At 70.0% G+C, this 19,404-nt stretch carries 17 protein-coding genes and 1 pseudogene; 9 read left to right on the top strand and 9 right to left on the bottom strand.

Annotated features, from left to right (window positions below; translation table 11 throughout):
* Window positions 1-4: 4 nt before the first annotated feature.
* A complete protein-coding gene (locus A3Q40_RS12185; RefSeq protein WP_068102522.1) occupies window positions 5-1,258 on the bottom strand; it encodes a DUF3500 domain-containing protein in 1,254 nt (417 codons plus the stop codon).
* 110 nt (window positions 1,259-1,368) lie between these two features.
* Here A3Q40_RS12185 and A3Q40_RS19810 point away from each other — a divergent pair.
* A pseudogene (locus A3Q40_RS19810) lies at window positions 1,369-2,142 on the top strand (fumarylacetoacetate hydrolase family protein); the annotation flags it as partial.
* A gap of 276 nt (window positions 2,143-2,418) precedes the next feature.
* Window positions 2,419-2,943: a peptide-methionine (S)-S-oxide reductase MsrA gene (msrA, locus tag A3Q40_RS12175; protein ID WP_068106111.1), complete on the top strand. Its 525-nt coding sequence runs from the start codon at window positions 2,419-2,421 to the stop codon at window positions 2,941-2,943.
* A gap of 70 nt (window positions 2,944-3,013) precedes the next feature.
* Here msrA and A3Q40_RS12170 read toward each other — a convergent pair whose 3' ends face one another.
* Window positions 3,014-4,453, bottom strand: a complete 1,440-nt coding sequence (locus tag A3Q40_RS12170; RefSeq protein ID WP_068102520.1) for a helix-turn-helix domain-containing protein — start codon at window positions 4,451-4,453, stop codon at window positions 3,014-3,016.
* 134 nt (window positions 4,454-4,587) lie between these two features.
* Between A3Q40_RS12170 and A3Q40_RS12165 the strand changes: the two genes are divergently transcribed.
* The 5 genes from A3Q40_RS12165 to A3Q40_RS12145 all read left to right on the top strand — a co-directional run bounded on the left by A3Q40_RS12165 (window position 4,588) and on the right by A3Q40_RS12145 (window position 10,396).
* Window positions 4,588-5,637 (top strand): amidohydrolase family protein, encoded by a 1,050-nt coding sequence (locus A3Q40_RS12165; RefSeq protein ID WP_068102518.1) that lies wholly within the window; start codon window positions 4,588-4,590, stop codon window positions 5,635-5,637.
* Window positions 5,634-6,359: an iron-sulfur cluster assembly protein gene (locus A3Q40_RS12160; protein WP_068102516.1), complete on the top strand. Its 726-nt coding sequence runs from the start codon at window positions 5,634-5,636 to the stop codon at window positions 6,357-6,359. Before A3Q40_RS12165 ends, A3Q40_RS12160 begins: the two co-directional genes overlap by 4 nt.
* A gap of 43 nt (window positions 6,360-6,402) precedes the next feature.
* Window positions 6,403-7,428 (top strand): NAD(P)-dependent alcohol dehydrogenase, encoded by a 1,026-nt coding sequence (locus tag A3Q40_RS12155; RefSeq protein ID WP_068106108.1) that lies wholly within the window; start codon window positions 6,403-6,405, stop codon window positions 7,426-7,428.
* 81 nt (window positions 7,429-7,509) lie between these two features.
* Window positions 7,510-7,833 carry a putative quinol monooxygenase gene (locus A3Q40_RS12150; protein ID WP_068102514.1) on the top strand — a complete coding sequence of 108 codons (324 nt, stop codon included), beginning with the start codon at window positions 7,510-7,512 and terminating at the stop codon, window positions 7,831-7,833.
* A 172-nt stretch (window positions 7,834-8,005) separates the two neighbouring features.
* Window positions 8,006-10,396, top strand: coding sequence for a transketolase-like TK C-terminal-containing protein (locus A3Q40_RS12145; protein WP_235606594.1), 2,391 nt, complete (start codon window positions 8,006-8,008; stop codon window positions 10,394-10,396).
* A gap of 1 nt (window position 10,397) precedes the next feature.
* Here the strand turns inward: A3Q40_RS12145 and A3Q40_RS12140 are convergent, their stop codons facing one another.
* Window positions 10,398-11,633 carry an MFS transporter gene (locus tag A3Q40_RS12140; protein ID WP_068102510.1) on the bottom strand — a complete coding sequence of 412 codons (1,236 nt, stop codon included), beginning with the start codon at window positions 11,631-11,633 and terminating at the stop codon, window positions 10,398-10,400.
* 83 nt (window positions 11,634-11,716) lie between these two features.
* On the opposite strand from A3Q40_RS12140, the gene A3Q40_RS12135 reads away from it, so the two are divergent.
* Window positions 11,717-12,631, top strand: coding sequence for a LysR family transcriptional regulator (locus A3Q40_RS12135; RefSeq protein ID WP_068102508.1), 915 nt, complete (start codon window positions 11,717-11,719; stop codon window positions 12,629-12,631).
* Here the strand turns inward: A3Q40_RS12135 and A3Q40_RS12130 are convergent.
* The 6 genes from A3Q40_RS12130 to A3Q40_RS12105 are packed head-to-tail and all read right to left on the bottom strand — an operon-like array spanning window position 12,603 to window position 18,554.
* Entirely contained in the window at window positions 12,603-13,400 is a 798-nt protein-coding gene (locus A3Q40_RS12130; protein WP_068102506.1) for a TauD/TfdA dioxygenase family protein, read from the bottom strand. The two genes, A3Q40_RS12135 and A3Q40_RS12130, sit on opposite strands and share 29 nt — an antisense overlap.
* A complete protein-coding gene (locus A3Q40_RS12125) occupies window positions 13,397-14,509 on the bottom strand; it encodes a D-alanine--D-alanine ligase family protein (protein WP_201132853.1) in 1,113 nt (370 codons plus the stop codon). Before A3Q40_RS12125 ends, A3Q40_RS12130 begins: the two co-directional genes overlap by 4 nt.
* Window position 14,510: 1 nt before the next feature.
* Window positions 14,511-15,809 (bottom strand): ATP-grasp enzyme, encoded by a 1,299-nt coding sequence (locus A3Q40_RS12120; protein WP_068102505.1) that lies wholly within the window; start codon window positions 15,807-15,809, stop codon window positions 14,511-14,513.
* Window positions 15,806-16,612 (bottom strand): O-methyltransferase, encoded by an 807-nt coding sequence (locus A3Q40_RS12115; RefSeq protein ID WP_068102503.1) that lies wholly within the window; start codon window positions 16,610-16,612, stop codon window positions 15,806-15,808. The genes A3Q40_RS12120 and A3Q40_RS12115 overlap by 4 nt, the downstream gene beginning before the upstream one ends.
* Window positions 16,609-17,862 carry a sedoheptulose 7-phosphate cyclase gene (locus tag A3Q40_RS12110; protein ID WP_235606593.1) on the bottom strand — a complete coding sequence of 418 codons (1,254 nt, stop codon included), beginning with the start codon at window positions 17,860-17,862 and terminating at the stop codon, window positions 16,609-16,611. The genes A3Q40_RS12115 and A3Q40_RS12110 overlap by 4 nt, the downstream gene beginning before the upstream one ends.
* Before the next feature lie 20 nt (window positions 17,863-17,882).
* Window positions 17,883-18,554, bottom strand: coding sequence for an HAD family hydrolase (locus tag A3Q40_RS12105; RefSeq protein WP_068102498.1), 672 nt, complete (start codon window positions 18,552-18,554; stop codon window positions 17,883-17,885).
* Between the two features lie 220 nt (window positions 18,555-18,774).
* Between A3Q40_RS12105 and A3Q40_RS12100 the strand changes: the two genes are divergently transcribed.
* Complete coding sequence (locus A3Q40_RS12100) at window positions 18,775-19,389, top strand: TetR/AcrR family transcriptional regulator (RefSeq protein ID WP_068102496.1); 615 nt, start codon at window positions 18,775-18,777, stop codon at window positions 19,387-19,389.
* Window positions 19,390-19,404: the final 15 nt, after the last annotated feature.

The following is a 19,404-nucleotide window of genomic DNA, read 5'->3' as shown; positions in this document are numbered from 1 at the left end:
CTCCTCACGAGTGTGGCGACGCGCTCTGTCGCCGGTGTCGGATCCACGCGCGCCCGTAGTCGTTGCCGTGGGGGATGCGAAGGACCGTATGGACGTGGAACGGCTTCGGTTCGTCGTAGTCGAGGAAGACGCCGCAGTGATGGTCGACCTCGAGCAGGATCGCGGGCGACTGGATGCGGGCGTAGAAGACGTCCCGCTCGCCGTGGCCGCCGATCCAGCAGAACCAGGTCTCGTCGCGGTGAACGGCGATGTCCCGCAACGCGGCACGTCGCGGCCCGTCCGGCAGCAGGTGGAGGAACGCCGCGACGGCATCGTGGACGGCGTGCCGGGCGGTCTCGGTCGTGTCCGCGACGCGGATGCCCTCGAACGGGATCACGCGATTGTCCTGGAACGCTCCGGCGAGATGCCTCTCGTCGCCCGGATGCACGCGGCCCGGCGGCATCGCGGGGTCCACCATGTGCCGGTACACGGTGGCGCGGGCACGCTGGGCGGGATCGAGCGCCGCCATGACCCGCCGCATCGCCGCCGTGTGGCGGCCGAGGGTACGCACCCCCGCGTGCGGTCCGGCGTCGATCTCGTCGGGTTCGGCGCCGAGGAAGGCGGGGCCGATGGTCATGCGTCCGTCGACGACGAGGCAGTTCACGGCCAGGTGGTGACCGAACAGTTGCCACCCCCACGGCTCGGTGAGGTGCGGTCGCCCATATAGGGCGACGTTGTAGGACCACTCGCCGAGGATGGTCGGCAGGTCGACGGTCTCGCCCAGGAAACCGTTGATACGCATCGTGTTCCGCACGGTCTCGTATCCGTCGGGAGACAGCGACGCCCGGACCAGATCGAGTACGGCGGCGCGCACCGCGCCGGTGGTCCGCTCGAGGCGGATGCCGGTGTCGAACTGCAGGAACTCCGGATTGGCCCAGGTCTGCCACTCGACCGCGTCGACCTCGCGACACAGTCGCGTGCGGTCGCTCTCGGCGAGCATGCTCAGCAGGGCCTCGGCGGCGTCGACCATCGCCGCGACGGGGGCGGCTTCCGACGGCCGGGCCGGGGTCGGCAGGTGCACGTCGCGCCGGAGTGTCCCGTTCTCGGTGACGCCGCGGAACGGGCGGCGGTAGAGCGGAGTCCAGCCGGCGATCAGTCCGCCGGTGAAGGTCCCGGGGCGGCTCGCGACCCGCGCGTACTCGGCGGCGTCCAGGCCCCGAATCTCGGACAGCCGGGGATGATCGTGCGGAAAGAGATAGCGACGGAAGTCCCCGGTCATCGCGACCTCGTCCCGGTGGACACGGTCGACGACCCGAATCGGACGACGGCGCGTCGTAGGGTCCGCGCACCACGGTCGAGACGACGACCGGGAGAACGGGGGACGACGACATGCGCTTCGTGGGAATACGACGGACGGCGGGCGGTCCGGTGGAGGTGGCGGAACTGCGGGGTGCCGAGGGCGGCGACGAGATCGCGGTGGTCGCCGAACTCGACGCGTTCTGGTCGGACCCCCGCAGCCATCTCGCGCGCGGCGCCGTCGGCCCGTCGTTTCGCCGAACCGACGTCGTGCTGGTTCCCCCGGTCCTCCCGAGCGCCCGCGTGTTCTGCGTCGGCCTGAATTACGCCCGACATCACGCCGAGGGGAGTTACTCCGGCGACCCCCTGCCGGAATTCCCCACGATCTTCGCGCGATGGACGTCGTCGTTGGGAGTCGGCGACGGTGTCGTGGAGATCCCCGCCGACGAGGACGGGCTGGACTGGGAGGGGGAGGTGGTGGCGTGGGTGGGCGCCGACCTCGCCGCCGCGTCGGCCGACGACGCCCTCGCTGCAGTGGTGGGCTACTCGACCTTCGACGACATCACGGCCCGTGGCGCGCAGAAGAGGACGTCCCAGTGGACGCTCGGCAAGAACGTCGAGGGATCCGGCCCGCTCGGCCCGCTGGTGCCGGCCGGTGAGGTGGGGGACCTGCGCGACGGGCTGCGGATACGCACGCGAGTCAACGGCGTCACCGTGCAGGACGCGTCGACCGACGATCTGATCTTCTCCGTGGGCGACACGCTCGCGCTGATCTCGCGCACCGTCGGCGTCCGATCGGGGGATCTGCTGGCCACCGGCACACCGGCCGGCGTCGGGTACGCGCGCGACCCACGATGGCTGCTGGGCGACGGGGACGTCGTGGACGTCGAGGTGGAGCGCTTGGGCACGCTCCGCACCACCGTCGTGCGCGGTCGACCGAATCACAGCTCCCCCCCCCGGGGCCTCCGTCACCAGTTCTCAACGAACGTTGAAGACGCCAGCAAGTTAGCACGCCCGGCGACGGGCGGCGTGGCGGTCGAGGGAGCGGAACAAGCGGACCCCGTCCGAACGTTCGACGGGGAGACGGTGCGCAGTGTGCAACGAACCGAGTGCACCCAACCGACCTTCGAGGAGGAGTCACACATGGCCGAGGCAACGGGAACGGCGACCGAGACCGCGATCCTGGCGGGCGGATGCTTCTGGGGCGTCGAGGAACTCATCCGCAAGCAGCCGGGCGTGCTGTCGACGCGGGTCGGCTATTCCGGTGGCGACGTCCCGAACGCGACCTACCGCAACCACGGCACGCACGCCGAGGCGGTCGAGATCGTCTTCGATCCCACGCGGACGTCGTTCCGAAATCTGCTGGAGTTCTTCTTCCAGATCCACGATCCGTCGACGAAGAACCGACAGGGCAACGACGTAGGCCTCAGCTACCGCTCGGCGATCTTCTACACGAGCGAGGAGCAGAAGGAGGTCGCCCTCGACACCATCGCCGACGTGGACGCCTCCGGCATCTGGCCGGGCAAGGTGGTCACGGAAGTGACGGAGGCGGGCGACTTCTGGGAAGCGGAGCCCGAGCACCAGGACTACCTGCAGCGCATCCCGAACGGGTACACCTGCCACTGGGTGCGTCCCGACTGGAAGCTTCCCCGGCGCGCGACGGCCTGATCTCGTCACTCGTCACCGAACCCCGCGGCGCCGTCGTCGCGGGGTTTCGTGCGTCGGGGCCCGGTCGGGGTCAGCGTGCGGGGATCCGGTAGTACTTGATCTTCCGGTAGAGCGTCGCGCGGCTCATGCCGAGTCGCTCGGCCGCGGCGGCCATCGTGGCTCCGTCGGCCAGGACTCGCACGATCTCGCGGCGCTCGAACGCCTCGATGGTCGACAGTCGGCGACCGCCGGAGTCGACGACGAGCTCGGCCGGGAGGGCGGGAACGTCGACGACGTCCACCCGGCGGACCACGTCCTCGACGACGCGGCGGAGGTGGGCGCAGTTCTGCGGCCAGGAGAACTGCTGCAGCACCCGGATCGCCGCCGCCGTGAAGGCGACGTCGCGTCCGCGGACGCCGTGCGCGATTCGGTGGGCCAGGGGCGCGACGTCGCCGGGTCGCTCGCGCAGCGGTGAGAGCGGCACGGCCGCGGTGATCGCCGTCGTGAACGCGGCCGGTATTGCAGCGAGGTTCTCCGCCGTGACGACCACCGGCATCGTGGCTCCGGGACCGGTGAGCAGAACCGCCGCGAGGCGGTCCGCAACGTACGTGGGCAGGGCGTCCACATCGCGGACGACGACGACGGTGTCCGCCCGTCCGGCCTCGAAATCCCACAGTGACAACCAGGACTCGGCGTCGTCCGGATCGGGTGCGCCCGCGGTGAGGACGCGGTGATCGGGCCAGGCGCGCCGGGCCGCGATCTCGGCGGCGGTGGCGCGTCCGGTGCCCGGTTCGCCCACGACGGCCACGACGCGGCCGGCGATCAGTGCTGCTCGGGTGGCGGTGACGGTTGCCGTCCAATCGGATCCGAGATTTTCGGTGGCGCGGCCGAGTCCGTGGTCGACGCGGAAGAGCGAGCGACGTGGTCGGGTGGGAGCCGGTCCGGACGAGCCGCGGCTCAGCATGGTCGCCGCGATGGTGCCGGCGGCGGCCCGGGCCAGGGTGAGCAGCAACTCGCTGGAGGACCGAGACCACGTGGTCAGGTTGACGGCGCCGTCGAGTCGGCCAGTCGCCGGATCGACGACCGGGGCTGCGGCGCAGGTGAATCCGGACAGTGTGCGGGAGTAGTGCTGCTCCGCGCGGACCAGGGTGGGCGCGTGGTCGGCGAGCGCGAGTCCGAGGCCGTTGGTGCCCACCTCGCGTTCGGAGTAGCCGAACCCGGGGGCGAGGTGGACCGCGTCGAGCGCGCGGAGGAGCGCCCGATCGCCGCTGAGGCGGGTGATGACGACGCCGTGGGCGTCGGTGAGCATCATCCCGACGGGCTCGGTGGTCATCGACCGGTGCAGGTCCGCGAGGACGGCGTCGCCGCACTCGTGGAAGAGCGATCCGGGAGATCGGGTTCCCGTGAACGTCGGTTCGACTGCGTCCACCGGGATGCCGTACGACTGGCTTCGTTCCCAGGACGCCCGCACACGCGGTGGGACGGGTGCGCCGACAGCGTCCCGCTCCCCGTCGTATGCCCCTACCTGCATGTGACCCACATTACAGTTCCGCGCATTCCGAGCCGTCTCAATGTGAGACGCCGACGGCCTGTCGACGGGTGCGGGGGGCTCCTAGCGTGTGCACCCGAAGGTGTGGCGACAGTCACACGGGAAGGGAAGCCCGGATGTACACCAAGGACGGCACCAGCTACTTCATCGTCGACGCGCATGTGGCGCTGTGGGACGCGCGACCGGAGAACCAACGCAACGTCCACGGAAAGCAGTTCATCGACTGCTTCTACGACTATCACCGCAATCTGTCGCCGGACAGCGAGCTCTGGACGTACGAGGAGTACCTGTACCAGGGCGGTGAGCGGTTCATGAAGGACCTGTTCGAAGACGGCTACGTCGATCACGCGATCTTCCAGCCGGCTCGGCTCGGGGAGTTCTACGTCGACGGTTTCGGGCAGACCGAGGAGGCGTGGGCACTCACGCAGGCCAACCCCGGCAAGCTGACCTACAACCACAATTTCGATCCCCGCAACGGGGAGGCCGGGTTGGACCAGCTCCGCGCGGATGCGGAACGGTTCGGCCTGAAGGGCGTCAAGCTCTACACCGCCGAATGGCACGGCGACTCCCGCGGATACAAGCTCGACGACGACTGGACCCGCCGCTACCTCGAGGTGTGCCGGGAGGTCGGCATCCGCAACATCCACGTGCACAAGGGCCCGACCATCCGACCGCTCGACCGGGACGCCTTCGACGTCGCGGACGTCGACCACATCGCCACCGACTTCACCGATCTGAACTTCGTCGTCGAGCACTGCGGTCTGCCCCGCCTCGAAGACTTCTGCTGGATCGCCACCCAGGAGCCGAACGTGCACGCCGGTCTCGCCGTGGCGATGCCCTTCATGTTCACCCGCCCCAAGTACTTCGGGCAGATTCTCGGCGAGCTGCTCTACTGGGTGGGGGAGGACCGCATCCAGTTCTCCAGCGACTACGCCCTGTGGACGCCCCGATGGCTGGTCGAGAGCTTCGTCGACTTCGAGATCCCCGCGGAGCTCACCGAGTACCCGGCGCTGACCGAGAACCAGAAGCGCAAGATCCTGGGGCTGAACGCGGCTGCGATGTACGACATCGAGGTGCCGGCCCATCTGCGGGTCGCCGACGCGGACGAGACCGCGACAGGCCCCCGCGGCGCGGATCGCGTCGCCGACGACCTGGTGGGCGCATGACCGCGAACTCCCCGCGCACGGACTCTCGCCGGGCGGACGTGTGGCGGGCGCTGGACACGGTGATCGACCCCGAACTCGACGAGCCCGTGACCGATCTCGACTTCGTGGCGTCGTTGGCGGTATCCGACGACGGCGACGTTGCCGTCCACCTGCGCCTCCCCACGTCCTTCTGTGCGCCGAACTTCGCCTACCTCATGGCGTCGGACGCGAAGACGGCTCTGTCGGAGCTGGATTGGACACGGTCGGTGTCGGTCGCGCTCGACGACCACCACGATTCGGCGATCATCAACGCCGGCCTCGCGACGGACGCGGGCTACCGCGGAACGTTCGGTCACGAAGCCGAGGACGACTTGGAGGAGCTGCGAACGATCTTCCGACGCAAGGCGCACGTGGCGGCGATGGAACGCAGCCTGACCGCCCTGATGGCGGCGCACCCGTGGCGCAGTCCGCAGGAGATGGCCACCGTCGTCCTCGGTGATCTGCCGCCGGGGCGCACCACGGACGAACTGCTGGACCGACGGTCGGCTATCGGCCTCTCGACCCGCCCCGACGCACCGGTCATGGTCGACCACCTGGGCGCGGGCTACGTCGGCCTCGACGTTCAACTGGCTCTGCGCCGCGCGCGTTCCACCCGCATTTCGATCGAAGGGAATGCGCATTTCTGCCGTGGCCTGCTTCGGACGCGGTACGACGACCCCGACCGCACCACCATCTCGGCCTGACTCAGGCCTCACTCCCGAGAGGACACACCACACCATGAGCTCGATGCGCGCCGTACAGGTCGTGGGCTACCACGAGAAACTGCAGATGACGGAGTTGCCCGTACCCGAGCCGACGGGCCCGTTCGACGTGATCGTCCGGATCGGCGGGGCCGGTGTCTGCCGGACCGATCTGCACATCCTCGAGGGGCAGTGGGCGGAGAAATCGCAGGTGACGCTGCCGTACACCATCGGTCACGAGAACGCCGGGTGGGTACACGCGGTGGGGTCCGCGGTCACGACCGTGGCCGAGGGCGACAAAGTGATCGTGCACCCGCTCATCACCTGCGGTTTCTGCCGCGCCTGCCGATCCGGTGACGACGTCCACTGCGAGCAGAACCAGTTCCCGGGCATCGACACCCACGGCGGGTACGCGGAATATCTCAGGACGTCGGCACGCAGCGTCGTGAAGATCGACGACTCGCTCGAACCCGCCGACGTCGCCGCCCTCGCGGACGCCGGACTGACCGCGTACCACGCCGTCGCCAAGGCCTCGCGCACTCTGACTCCGCGGGACCGTGTGGTCGTGATCGGGGCCGGTGGACTGGGGCACATCGGGATTCAGGTGTTGACGGCGCTCACCCCCGCCGAGATCGTGGTGGTCGACCGGAACCCGGACGCGGTGGCGTTGGCCGAGACCATCGGCGCGCACCACGGCGTCGTGGCGGACGGCGGCCAGGTGGAGGCCGTGCGTGACCTCACCGGCGGTGTCGGCGCCGAGGTGGTGATCGACTTCGTCGGCGAGGGCGGAGCGACCGCCGAGGGTGTCGCGATGCTGCGGCAGGCGGGCGACTACTACGTCGTCGGCTACGGCGAGAACATCGACGTCCCCACCATCGACATCGTCTCGGCCGAGCTGAACATCGTCGGTAACCTGGTCGGGTCCTACAACGACCTGTGCGACCTCATGGCACTCGCTGCGCGCGGCGCGGTGGTGCTGCACACGGCGAAATACGCCCTCGACGATTTTCAGTCCGCCATCGACGATCTCGACGCCGGCCGGGTCCGCGGCCGGGCCATTCTCACACCGTGACCGACTCGGCCGAGCGTCACGCCGGCCGCGAATCCCCTTCAGTCGAGAACAGCTCGGACACCGACCCCACAGGAGCGCCCCGTGATCTTCATCGTCGTCAAGTTCACCACCAAGCCCGACTGGACCGACCGTTGGCCGGACCACGTTGCCGAATTCACCGCGGCCACCCGCGCCGAGGAGGGCTGCCTGTGGTTCGAGTGGTCGAAAAGTCTCGAGGAGCCGAACACCTACGTGCTCGTGGAGGCCTTCCGCGATGGTGAGGCCGGGGGTGCACACGTGAACAGCGATCACTTCCGGAAGGCGACCGAGGAGCTGCCGAAGGCGCTGGCGTCGACGCCGAAGATCATCAGCGAGTCCATCGAGGCCACCGGGTGGAACGAGATGGGCGAGATGACGGTCGAGTGAGAACCGTTCCTCTTGCGCACACTGCCGTGGTTTCCCGTCGGGGGCCACGGCAGTGTGTGTCATTCTGCGCAATCGTTGCGCGCACTGTTGTTCCTACTGGCCGGTAATGATCGACTGAGGATTGCGTTCTGCGCAGGCCGTACACGATCAGGGGGTTGGGATGACGGACACGATGGACACGACGGACGCGAGCAGCGCGATCGAGGTGCGGGCGCGGCCGGGGGTGGCCTCGCCCGAGCGCGACGTGCTGCGGGACGTCGAGGACTCCGTGCTGTGGATCGCCACCGCGATGATCCACCACGCCAACCGGGTTCGTCCGAATCCCTCGGGCATGAAAGTCGGCGGCCACCAGGCGTCCAGCGCGTCGTTGGTGACCATCATGACCGAGCTGTGGTTCGAGCAGCTGCGCCCCGAGGACCGCGTCTCGGTCAAGCCCCACGCGTCGCCTGTCCTGCACGCGATCAACTACCTGCTCGGTGAGCTCGACCAGCGCTACCTGACCACGCTGCGCGAGTTCGGCGGGCTGCAGTCCTACCCGAGCCGGGCGAAGGACCCCGATCCGGTGGACTACTCCACGGGCTCGGTCGGCATCGGTGCCACCGCACCGATCTGGGGCGCCATGGCGCGGCGCTACGTCGACACCGCGTTCGGCGGACCGGACACCGTGAGCCACGACGTGCCCGCGACCGGCCGTCAGTACTCGCTGGTCGGCGACGCGGAACTGGACGAGGGCGCGGTCTGGGAAGCCATTCTCGACCCGGCCGTGGCCGAGCTGGGCGAGATCGTGTGGATCGTCGACCTCAACCGACAGTCGCTGGACCGAGTGGTGCCCAACATCGCCGCCGGGCGCCTGGAAGCGATGTTCGGGGCCGCGGGGTGGCAGGTGCTCACCGTGGCGTTCGGCGCGCTGCTCGAGGCGCTGTTCACCCGCCCCGGCGGCGACGCCCTGCGCCGCCGCATCGTCGGCATGTCCAATCCCGAGTACCAGCGTCTCCTGCGGTGCGACGCCGACGAACTGCGCTCCCGACTGCCCGGCGAGGGCGCCGACGGCGAGGCTATCTCGGCGCTGGTCGCGGACGTGGACGACGCCGAGCTGGTGCGGGCGTTCCGCAACCTCGGTGGCCACGATCTCGACGCGTTGCGGAACGCCTTCCACGCGATCGACGACACCCGCCCGACGGTGATCATCGCCTACACCATCAAGGGCCACCGCCTCCCGACCGAGGGGCACCCGCAGAACCACTCGGCGCTGCTCACCGTCGAGCAGTTCGAGGATCTCGCGGCGGAGCTCGGCCGGGACCCGCAGAATCCCTGGACGCGCCCCGACGCCGACTCCGGCGCCGGGCGGCTGTGTGCCGACACCGCCGGTCGACTGCGACGGACGGCGGTATCCGCCGCGGCCCCGCCGACCGTGCCGGCGGACTTCGGTCGTACCCCGGCGGGAACGTCGACGACGCAGGCGGCGCTCGGTCGGGTGTTGCTCGACCTGACCCGCTCCGCGCCGGACGCGGCGGCGCGGGTGGTGACCGTGAGTCCCGACGTCAGCAGCACCACCAACCTCGCGGGCTGGCTCAACAAGGTGGGGGTGTGGTCGCCGCAGGAGCGCCAGGACTGGTTCGCCGACGACCCCGAGACGATCATGCACTGGCGGGAGAAGCCGACCGGTCAGCACATGGAACTCGGCATCGCCGAGACCAACCTGGTGGGGTTGATCGGTGAGCTCGGCGCCACGTGGAGCCGGTGGGGTCAGCCGCTGTTCCCCATCGGCGTGCTGTACGACCCGTTCGTCGAGCGAGCCCTCGAACCCTGGTCCTACGGCATCTACGCCGGTGGTCAGTCGATTCTGGTGGGCACGCCGTCCGGCGTCACCCTCGCCGCCGAAGGTGGTGCGCACCAGTCCATCACGACCCCGTCCGTCGGCCTGGAGCAGCCCGGGTGCGTGTCCTGGGAGCCGGCCTTCGCCGTCGACGTGGAATGGACGCTGCTCGCCTCGATGGCGCAGCTCGGCCGTCCCGACGGCACCTCGTCGTACCTCCGTCTGTCGACCCGTCCGGTGGACCAGTCGCTCGCCGCGGTGCCGACGGATCCGGCCGCCCGCGAGCGCCGACGGCGGCACGTCGTGGCGGGTGCGTATCTACTGCGCCGAGCCGAGCGCCCGGCGGTCACCCTGGTGGGCATGGGCGCCCTCATGACCGAGACGCTCGCGGCCGCGGATCGCTTGGCCGGTCTCGGCATCGACGCCGACGTCGTCTGCGTCACGAGCCCCGGCCTGCTGTTCGAGGCGGTGCAGGCCCGCCGAGGTGTGCAGGACGGATCGTCCTGGATTCTCGATCGGGTGTTCCCGGCGGAGCGCGCCGTGCCGATGGTGACCGTGCTCGACGGGCACCCGCACACGCTGGCCTTCCTCGCGACCGTCAACCGCGTCGAGTCGATCTCGCTGGGCGTCAGCCGGTTCGGTCAGGTCGGCTCGCTCGACGAGGTCTACCGCTGGCACGGCATCGACACCGATTCCGTCGTGCGCGCGGCCCTCGACCTGGTGGGCGACGAACCCGGGCGGTCCTGATTCAGGAGCGATCGGCGCGCAGCGCCACCGCCGCCCACCCTGCCGCGATCACGGCGAGGGCGGCGACGTACAGGGCCATCGGGGTCCAGCCGGCGGTTTGGAACACCAGGCCGCCGGTCCACCCGATCACCGACGAGCCGGCGTAGTAGAAGAGGTTGTAGAGCGACCCGGACTGGGCGCGGCCCACCGTGGCGCGGTGGCCCGTCCAGCCCGACGCGATGGCGTGCGCGGCGAAGAAGCCGACGGTGAACACGACGAGCCCGGAGAGGATCACCGCGAGCGAGGACGCCGCGGTGAGGGCGACACCGGCGATCATGACGGCCGTGGATCCCGCGAGCACCGCGCGTCGCCCGAGGCGACCGGCGAGTTGCCCGGCGACCCGTGAGGACACCGTGCCGGACAGGTAGGCCACGAAGAGCAGGCCGATGACCGACTGGGGAAGTCCGAACGGCGGCGCCTCGAGCCGGAACCCGAGGTAGTTGTAGACGGTGACGAATCCGCCCATGAGCAGGAACGCCTGCCCGTAGAGCGCGAGCATGCCGCGGTCGGCCAGGTTGGCGCGGATCTTGTCCCGCAGTCGGGTGTCGTCGTCGCGGGCGGGAAGCGGACGACGCGGTTGCGGCGCGAGCGCGAGGAACGCCGCCGCCGCGGCCGCCGCCATGACCGAGACGGTGAGAGTGCCGAGACGCCAGTCGGTGTGTTCGGCGATGGGTGCGGCGACCACCCGGCCGAGGAGCCCCCCGATCGTGGTGCCGGAGACGTAGGTGGCCGCGGCGACCGCGGTGTGCCGCCGATGCACTTCTTCCGAGACGTAGGCGATGGCGATGGCGGGCAACCCGCCGAGAGCCATGCCCTCGAGGAAGCGGACGCCGAGCAGCATCGGCAACGAGGGGGACAGGGGGACGATCAGTCCGAGCACGGTCGCGGCGACGACGGACAGGCTCATCGCGCGAACCCGGCCGAGGCGGTCGGCGACCACGGACCAGGGCAGCACCGAGACCGCGACCCCGACCGTCGCGAAGCCGACCGCCAGCGACGACTGCGACGGGGTGATGCCGAGATCGGACGCGATCAGCGGGAGGATGCCCTGGACCGAGTAGAGCTGGGCGAACGTGGCGATACCGGCCGCGAGCAGCGCGACCACGACGCGTCGGTAGGCGCGCGAGCCCCGCGGGTGCCCGTCCCAGTCCTGGTCTCGATCCGCCGCGGTCGGGGGGAGCGTCGTCCGTTCGGTCACGTCAACCGACGGTAGGTATCTCGGACGCATACGTCCAATGCATGAATGTTCGGTAACCCATTCAGTCGCGTACGGTGAGGTCGATGAGGACCGAGATCGATGCACTCCTCCCGCTCGTGCGTACGGTGCTCGCCGTCGCCGAGACCGAACACGTCACCGACGCCGCCCATCTCCTCGGGGTTCCGCAACCCACCGTGAGCCGCCACCTCGCGCGCGCCGCCGCCGCGCTCGGGGTCGACCTGGTCGAACGGCGCGGCCGTGGCATCGCGCTGACGCCCGCCGGTCACGTGCTGGTGCCCTATCTCGCCCGCGCGGTCCGCGAGATCGAGACCGGCCTCGAGGCGATGGCCGACGAGGACGCGCGTGTGCGAGGGCGGGTGGCCATCGCGTTCCAGAACACCCTCGGTGAGCGGGTGGTCCCCCGCCTGATCGAGCGGTTCAGACGGGACCGTTCGGGTGTCACGGTGGAGCTGGACCAGGGTGCCCGTGATCGTTGCCTGGCCCGACTCGATCGAGGCGAGAGCGACGTCGCGTTCGTCGCGCTCGGCGACGAGCACCGTGACCGATCGACCGAGCTGTTCTCCGAACGTCTCGTCCTGGTGGTTCCCGCCGGGCACCGCCTCGCCGATCGCCCCGACGTTCCGCGCGCCGTGACCGACGTCGCGGACGAGCCGTGGGTCACGATGGCCCACGGATACGGCATTCGATCCGTGCACGAAGTCCTGTGGCGCGCTGCGGGAAGTACTCCCGCCATCGCCTTCCAGGGGCAGGACATCCACACCGTCCGGGGGCTGGTCGGTGCCGGGCTGGGCGTCAGCGTGCTTCCGCCCGAGGCCCGCCCGTCGGAACCGGTGCAGGCGCACACCGTCGATCTGCCGTTGTCGGACGCCCACGCCGAACGTCGGATCGGGATGGTCTGGTCCGACCGCGTCCTGCCGCCGCAGGCCGCCGCGTTCCGTGATCTGGTGATCAGCGAGGGGCGTGCGGTGCTGCGGTGAGGCGGCCGTCGGTGGCCATGCCCCGATGCATCGTGCGCTCGCCGACCACACCGGAGTGGTCCGCGCGGTGCATGACGCACCGGTTGTCCCACAGGACGACGTCGCCGGGCCGCCAGGAATGACGGTGCACGTTCTCGTCGGCCGTCGAGTGCTCGTAGAGCCGCGCCACGGTCTCCGCGGTCTCGTCCGCCGACAGCCCGCTGATCGCGGCGCACCGCTTCGGCGTGGACAGGAACAGCGACGACCGACCCGTGATCGGATGCACCGTCACCACGGGATGCTCGGCGGACGTCTCCGCGTCGTCCGGCAGGTCGAGACCGGTGACGACGTGCGTCATCGTCCGCGTCGACAGGTCCGCACGCAGGTCCTCCGGCAGGGTGTCCCAGGCTCGGTACTGATTGCTGAACAGCGTCTGTCCGCCGGACTCGGGCACCGTGACCGCCCGCAGCGCCGTGTAGGCGGGCGGGTCGGCGACGTAACTGGTGTCGACGTGGAACGTCGACGTCGGGGCGGTGGTTCGGCCGGCGTTGGTGATGACGTTGAGGTCCGGGTGACCGTCGACCGGCGTCTCGCCCTGCGTGAACACCGGCGCGCCGAGACGTCGGAGGAACTCCTCGAAGGCGGTGTCGTCGATCTCCTGATCGCGGAACACCACCACGCCGTGTTCGGCCGCGAGGTGGCGGACCTCGTCGATCCGGTCGTCGGTGAGGTCCTGGATGCGGGCGTCGCTGACGTCCACCCCCACGGGGTCGAGAGCGTGGGTCTTCATGACGGGGTTCCTTTCTCGGGCCGATCGGCGTGGTCGTCGGGGCGGAGCACGCGAGATCCGGTGAGCCGCTCCACCTCTCGCAGTCCGTGATCGAACAGGGTGCGGGCGTCGATCCCCGCGGCCGCGGCCATGGTGGTCACGACGCTGCCGCGGGCGTAGGAGCAGTAGAGGCCCGCCTCGAGGAACCACGGGTTGCCCTCGGGGTCGATGCGGAAGTCGAACAGGCTGTAGAACCGGCAGCCGAGGGCCGCGTGGGCGCGGAGGGCGAGGTCGTGGACGCGGGCCGTCACCGGATCGTCGGTGGGCACGATCCACGCGCGGTCGACGGTCTTCGCTGCGAGGTAGAGCTCCCCGTCGTCCGAGCGCCGGAGCTTGTCCTCGCGGGTGCGGATGGGCGCCGTGGCCGCGTCGACCGCGTACTCCTCGAGCGGCAGGCACACCGGTTCCCCGTCCAGAACCACCACGCCGCAGCGTACTTCGCGGCCCAGCTCGACGTAGTCCTCCACCAGCACACGCGAGGAGAACTGCGAGGCCTCGGTCACGGCGGCGTCGAACTCCTCCGGCGTGCGCACGAGGGTGACCCCGACCGAGTTGTCGGAGTCGGCCGGTTTGACGACGGCCGGCAGCGGCGGAGTCGGCCGCGTCCCCTCGGGCTCGCCGGTGGCGGTGAGGACTCGGCCCGTGGGTACCGGAACGCCGGCGTCGGCGACGACGGCGCGTGTCCTCGCCTTGTCCGCGGTCAGGGCCATCAGGTCGGCCCCGTTGCCCAGCAACGGGATTCCGAGGAGGTCGGCCAGCGCGCGATAGGTGGTCATCCCCGGCAGACAGAACATCTGCGGGAGAATCACGTCGACGCCCAGGGACTCGATGTGCGCCACGGCGTCGGACAGGGGCAGCGGCGTGGCGCCGTCGAGTCCCGCCATGTCCTCGGCGAAGCGCCACGTCCGGTCCGGGTCGACGGACGCGACGATCGTGCGGAACCGCGCGGGATCGTCGAGCGTGCGCAGCGCGTCGGCCGCGTAGACGCGGGAGAGGTCGGCATGGAACTCGTCCACGGCGGAGCCGACGAGATGCAGCACCGTGGTGCGGTCACGCCGGGGTGCGGCCACGTCAGTCACCGCCCTGTTCGACCAGCTTGCCGATGTTGAAGTCGATCCGGCTCCACCCGCGTCCGGAGCGCAGGTTGGCCAGCAGCAGCGACGGCACGTGCAGGTGGTGGAGAAGGAACCACGGCCACGGATCCCATCCGGTCAGCACCGCGTCCCGCCCGCGTGCGATGGTGCGGAGCCGGGAGAGACGACGCGGTTCGGTCAGCAGCCGCCAGACCTCGTGGTACAGCCAGTACGTGGGGCGGGACGAGGGGAGCGGGGTGATCACGTCGCGTTCGGACCCGAGGTACGCCGCCGCGACGTCCGGGTGGTCGTGGAACATCGTGATCGCGGAGTGGGTGCGCGGATTGCATTCGATCGCGAATACCTCGCCGTCCCCGTTCTCGATGAAGTCGAACGAGAACTGGCCGGTGACACCGAGTTTCGCGACGAACGTCTCCACCCAGTCGAGGATGTCGGGCTTGTCGACCATGGCGTAGTTGATCTGGAACGCCGAGGATTCGCAGCACCCGTACACCTGAAGGGACCCGTTCCGCACCGTGCCGTGCGTGCAGTACTCGCGCCCGGTGACGAACTCCTGCAGGATCCACGGATCGTCCTCGGAGATGCCCAGGCCACGCGCGAAGGCGAGATTGGCCTCGGGGGTCTCGCGGCGCAGCGGCGTCAGATCCATCCGACCGACGGGGTTGTAGGCGATCCGCTTGAGCACGAAGTCCCGGCCCGGCGGAAGGTCGATCTCGGCGATCTGCCCGGCGTCGGTGAGGCGATGGGATTCCGGCACCCGTACCCCGAATTCCCGTGCGGCGTCGGCAAATCGGTTCTTGTCGTCGACTCGTCGGATTGTCTCCGGATCGGCGTGGACCACGTCCACCGACGGGCCCATGGCGGCGCCCGCCTCCGCGTCGGGCACGGACGACGCGGGGGACGACACGGGGACGAACACGTCGACGTTCTCCGCGCGTGCCACGCGGACGAGGGCGTCGACGTAGCCGGGGTCCGACGCCTCCGGGACGACGTGGAACGCGTCGACCGCACGCGAGAAGCGGTGTGCCGTCCACCGGTACTTCGCGGATTCCACCAGCACCACCCGATGTCCGGCAGCGTGGAAGGACCGGGCCAGCTGCAGCGACTTCGTCATCTTCCCGCCGTTCACCAGCACGGTGCGCGCCACCTGCGGTGACGACGGCGCGAGCGGGGTGCGACGGCCGAACACCCGTGCGCCGGCAACGATCAGCAGGTCCACCGGGGCGGTGAGGGTGAGCGCCGCGAGGACCGCGACCGTCCGGGCCGCGCCGGTCACGACGGCTGCTCTCGCACGCGGGCACGACGGATCAGGGTCACCCCGTCACGCAGCGGGATCAGGACCTGCTCGAGGCGCGGGTCGGCGGCGACGGCCTCGTTGAACGACGCGATGGCGCGGCCGTTCGGGGTGGTGGCACCGCAGTAGGGCTCGCCTTGCAGCAGCGTGTTGTCCACCGCGATCAGCCCGCCCGGTCTCAGCAGATCGGTGGTGAGGAGCAGGTCCAGGTACCGGGCGTAGCCGGGTTTGTCGGCGTCGACGAACACCAGATCGAACGACTCGCCCGCCCGAGCGGCGCGGGCCAACGTGTCGGCCGCCGGACCGACGCGGACGTCGATCCGATCGCCGACGGGCGAGGCCGCGAAGCACGCGCGCGCGAAGTCGGCGACGCTGTCGTCGACCTCGCAGGCGACCACCCGTCCGCCGTCCGGAAGCTCCTCGGCCATGGCCAGTGCGGAGTATCCGGTGAACATGCCGATCTCCAGCACGTCCCGCGCGCCGGTCATGCCGACCAGGAAGCGCAGGAACCACCCCTCGAGGTGGCCGGAGAGCATCTCCTGCTCCAGCGGGCCCTCGGACCAGACGTGGCGTCGCGTCCGCTCCTCGAGGTCGGCCAGCGCGGACGAGGGCGGGGTGGTCATCGCGTCGAGGTACGGGTCCAGGCCGGTTGCGAGGTCCCGGACCCGACGCAGACGGCCCGCCGCCTCCGCCCCCACCGTGTCGTCGTCGAGCGTCCGACAGAGGTCGGTGAGCTCGGCGGCCACGAGGGAGACGGGGGTGACGGGCCGGGGCGCGTCGGTCACGAACGCCGGACCGAACCCCGAGCGCCGGTGCCCGCGGTCGCGTCCACGGCGTCCTCGGCGGCGGTGTACATGTCCACGCCGTCGCCGTCCCGGTCGTACTCGAGGCACAGCTTCTTGTGCAGGGTGAGGGCATCGGTGAGTTCGTCGGTGCCCAGATCGTTGAGGAACGCGCAGGTGCCGATGGGTGCGGGCACTGCAGCACGGAGGATGCCGTCACGCGTCTTGAGGATCGACGCGGTGGCGTCGGTGAGCAGCTCGGGCGTCAGGTGGTCCGAGTCGAGTGCCAGACCGATGCTGCTCATGACCCCGAGAACGCGGTCGCGATCCGCCGCCGTGATGTGGCCGCGCTGCTCGGCGATGGTGGTCGAGAGCGCCATGTCGATGTTGATGGCGTGTCCGTGGAAGAACGGCGCCGGCGGCGTCAGTTCCAGTGTGGGGCTCCACGTGTGCCCGAACGCGATGACGCGGTCGAGGTCGATCTCGTGCAGATTGGGGGCCTCGAGTTCGAGCATGGTCTCGATCGCCTGGTACGTCAGGCGGTGGGCGACGTCCCGCAGCTCCGGGGTGCCGTCGACGTGACCGAAGCGTGTACGCAGCAGATCGGGTCCGTGCTGCTCGAGCATCTCGAAGATCTCGAGGTTGCCCACCACCGAGATCTTGATGAGCTCGGCCATGCCGTTGCGGACCTGGTCCTCGGGCAGCGTGGCGAGGAAACCGAAGTCCAGCAACACCTTCTGCGACGCGTGGTAGGCGCCGAGACGGTTCTTGTGCTTGCCGTAGTTGACCGCGACCTTGATGGACACGGAGGCGTCGATCAGGCCGATCAGCGTGGTGGGGATGCGGATGTACGGCGTGTTGCGGCGGTAGCTGGCACAGGCGAATCCGGCGACGTCGGTGGTGAGGCCACCGCCCACCACGAGCACCGGCTCGGTACGGACGAGCCCGAACGAGTCGAACTCGCCGACGATGCGCTCGAACGTCTCGAGGGACTTCGCGGTCTCGGCGATGTGCACCTCGACGACGGTGAGGTCGATGCCGAAGTGGTCGAAGTACGCGCGAATCCGGTCGCCGTAGTGCTCCAGCACCGACTCGTCGACCACCATCAGCACGCGGCCGTAGGGCCGGTAGCTGTCCGCCAGCTCGGTGTTCGCGGTGTCGAAGACGCCGTCGACGTACACGAGGTCGTATTCGATCTTCTCGTATCCCTCGACGTGGAAGCTGCGGTCGCTCGAGGTGACCTGTGCCTGCATGTTGCTCACTGCTGATTCTCCTAGGATCGCGCCGATGTCAGGGATTCGAGACGGGCGGGGTCCAAGGACTCGACCTTCTCGGTGGCCGAGGTGAAGGTGCCGTCGGCGGTGTTCTCGTTGGGGAAGGCGACGACGGTGATGCCGGCGGCCGTGGCGGCCGCGACGCCGCCCTCGTTGTCCTCGACGGCGACGCAGTCGTCCGCGGACTCGCCGAGACGCTCGAGCGCCACCTGGTAGGACGCGGGGTCCGGCTTGCCCTGCGGCGCGTCGTCGGCGCTGATCACCACGTCGAAGTGTTCGCGGGCGACCGTCGGCGCCAGCGCCGAGAGCACGGCCTCGACGTTCTCGGCCGACGTGGTGGTGACGAACCCGAGCTTGGTGCCGGAGGCGCGAGCCGCCTCGACGGTCTCCGCGACACCGGGGCGCGCGGTGGCGCCGCGCTCGGACAGGAGGCTACGGAACTTCTCGGACTTGGTGGCGTGCACCGCGGCGGCGTCGACGTCCTCTCCGCGGGTCTCGGCGTAGTCGGCGATGCGCTGCGCGCCGCCGTTGGATCCGAGCATGGACCGGTAGTCCTCGCGCGACCAGGACCAGTCGAGGCCGTGCTGGGAGAACGCGTCGTTGAACGCGGTGCGCTGGAGTTCGGACGTGTCGGCGAGCGTGCTGATGGAGCCGAACAGAATGGCGGACATCGAGGACCTTCCTTCGGTGACGCGCCGGTCCCCGGAGGACACCTGCGCGGCGGCGCCGATGCGCCGCGAAACGTGGTGGGGTGGAAACGGTTCGAGTCACGGTCGGTTGATCGTGACTCACAGTACAGTACTGAACCAGCCGTTCAACTGAGAATGCCGAACAGGCGTCGGTCGGGGATTCGCGTACCTTCGTCTCTCACGAGGCGAGCAGGTGAGGGAGGTGACGAACGGCGTGGACGGATCTCTCGACGATCACAGCATCGACGATCGGCGTCGAAACCAAACCTCCGCCGAGGACGCCCGCGTCGCGCGAACCCGCGCCGACGTGTCCGCCGCCGCCCTCGAGGTCCTGACCACCGAGGGGTGGGACGCCGTCACCCACGCGACGGTCGCCCGCGTCGCCGGCTACTCCAAGACCACGCTGTACACCCACTGGCCGTCCCGCGTCGACCTCCTGGGGCTTGCCCTGGACGTGCTGGGGGAGATGCCGCACCACACGCCCACCGGCGACCTGCGCGCCGACCTGATCGGCGAGATGACGGTCTTCCGCGACGCCGTCCTCTCGCTCCGGCTCGATCGCATCCTGCTGGCCCTCGCGCACTGGGGCGCGACCGAGGACGACATCGCCCGCGTGCGGACGCGCCTCGTCGCCGACGGCGAGTCGGTGGTACGCACGGTGCTCGGACGCGTCGCCGGTGGCACCCGCCTGGACGCGGCCGTCGCCATGTTCTCGGGCGCCGTGATCTGCCCCGTGCTCATGTACGGCGAGACGCCGACGGACGAGGTCGTGGCCGCCGCCGTCGACATTGTCCTGCACGGCGTGGCCACCGACTGAGCGCATTCCGTCCCG

The organism is Rhodococcus sp. PBTS 1 (assembly GCF_001620025.1).
Taxonomy (GTDB): Bacteria; Actinomycetota; Actinomycetes; order Mycobacteriales; family Mycobacteriaceae; genus Rhodococcoides; species Rhodococcoides kroppenstedtii.
Note: the sequence above shows the minus strand (reverse complement) of the source record. Positions and strands in the feature narration are given on the sequence as shown.

What these genes read in the sequence shown, in the direction of transcription:
- A3Q40_RS12185 (WP_068102522.1), bottom strand. Translation starts at nt 1,258, where the DNA reads ATGACCGGGGACTTCCGTCGCTATCTCTTTCCGCACGATCATCCCCGG.
- msrA (WP_068106111.1), top strand. Translation starts at nt 2,419, where the DNA reads ATGGCCGAGGCAACGGGAACGGCGACCGAGACCGCGATCCTGGCGGGC.
- A3Q40_RS12170 (WP_068102520.1), bottom strand. Translation starts at nt 4,453, where the DNA reads ATGCAGGTAGGGGCATACGACGGGGAGCGGGACGCTGTCGGCGCACCC.
- A3Q40_RS12165 (WP_068102518.1), top strand. Translation starts at nt 4,588, where the DNA reads ATGTACACCAAGGACGGCACCAGCTACTTCATCGTCGACGCGCATGTG.
- A3Q40_RS12160 (WP_068102516.1), top strand. Translation starts at nt 5,634, where the DNA reads ATGACCGCGAACTCCCCGCGCACGGACTCTCGCCGGGCGGACGTGTGG.
- A3Q40_RS12155 (WP_068106108.1), top strand. Translation starts at nt 6,403, where the DNA reads ATGCGCGCCGTACAGGTCGTGGGCTACCACGAGAAACTGCAGATGACG.
- A3Q40_RS12145 (WP_235606594.1), top strand. Translation starts at nt 8,006, where the DNA reads ATGGACACGACGGACGCGAGCAGCGCGATCGAGGTGCGGGCGCGGCCG.
- A3Q40_RS12135 (WP_068102508.1), top strand. Translation starts at nt 11,717, where the DNA reads ATGAGGACCGAGATCGATGCACTCCTCCCGCTCGTGCGTACGGTGCTC.
- A3Q40_RS12130 (WP_068102506.1), bottom strand. Translation starts at nt 13,400, where the DNA reads ATGAAGACCCACGCTCTCGACCCCGTGGGGGTGGACGTCAGCGACGCC.
- A3Q40_RS12110 (WP_235606593.1), bottom strand. Translation starts at nt 17,862, where the DNA reads ATGCAGGCACAGGTCACCTCGAGCGACCGCAGCTTCCACGTCGAGGGA.
- A3Q40_RS12105 (WP_068102498.1), bottom strand. Translation starts at nt 18,554, where the DNA reads ATGTCCGCCATTCTGTTCGGCTCCATCAGCACGCTCGCCGACACGTCC.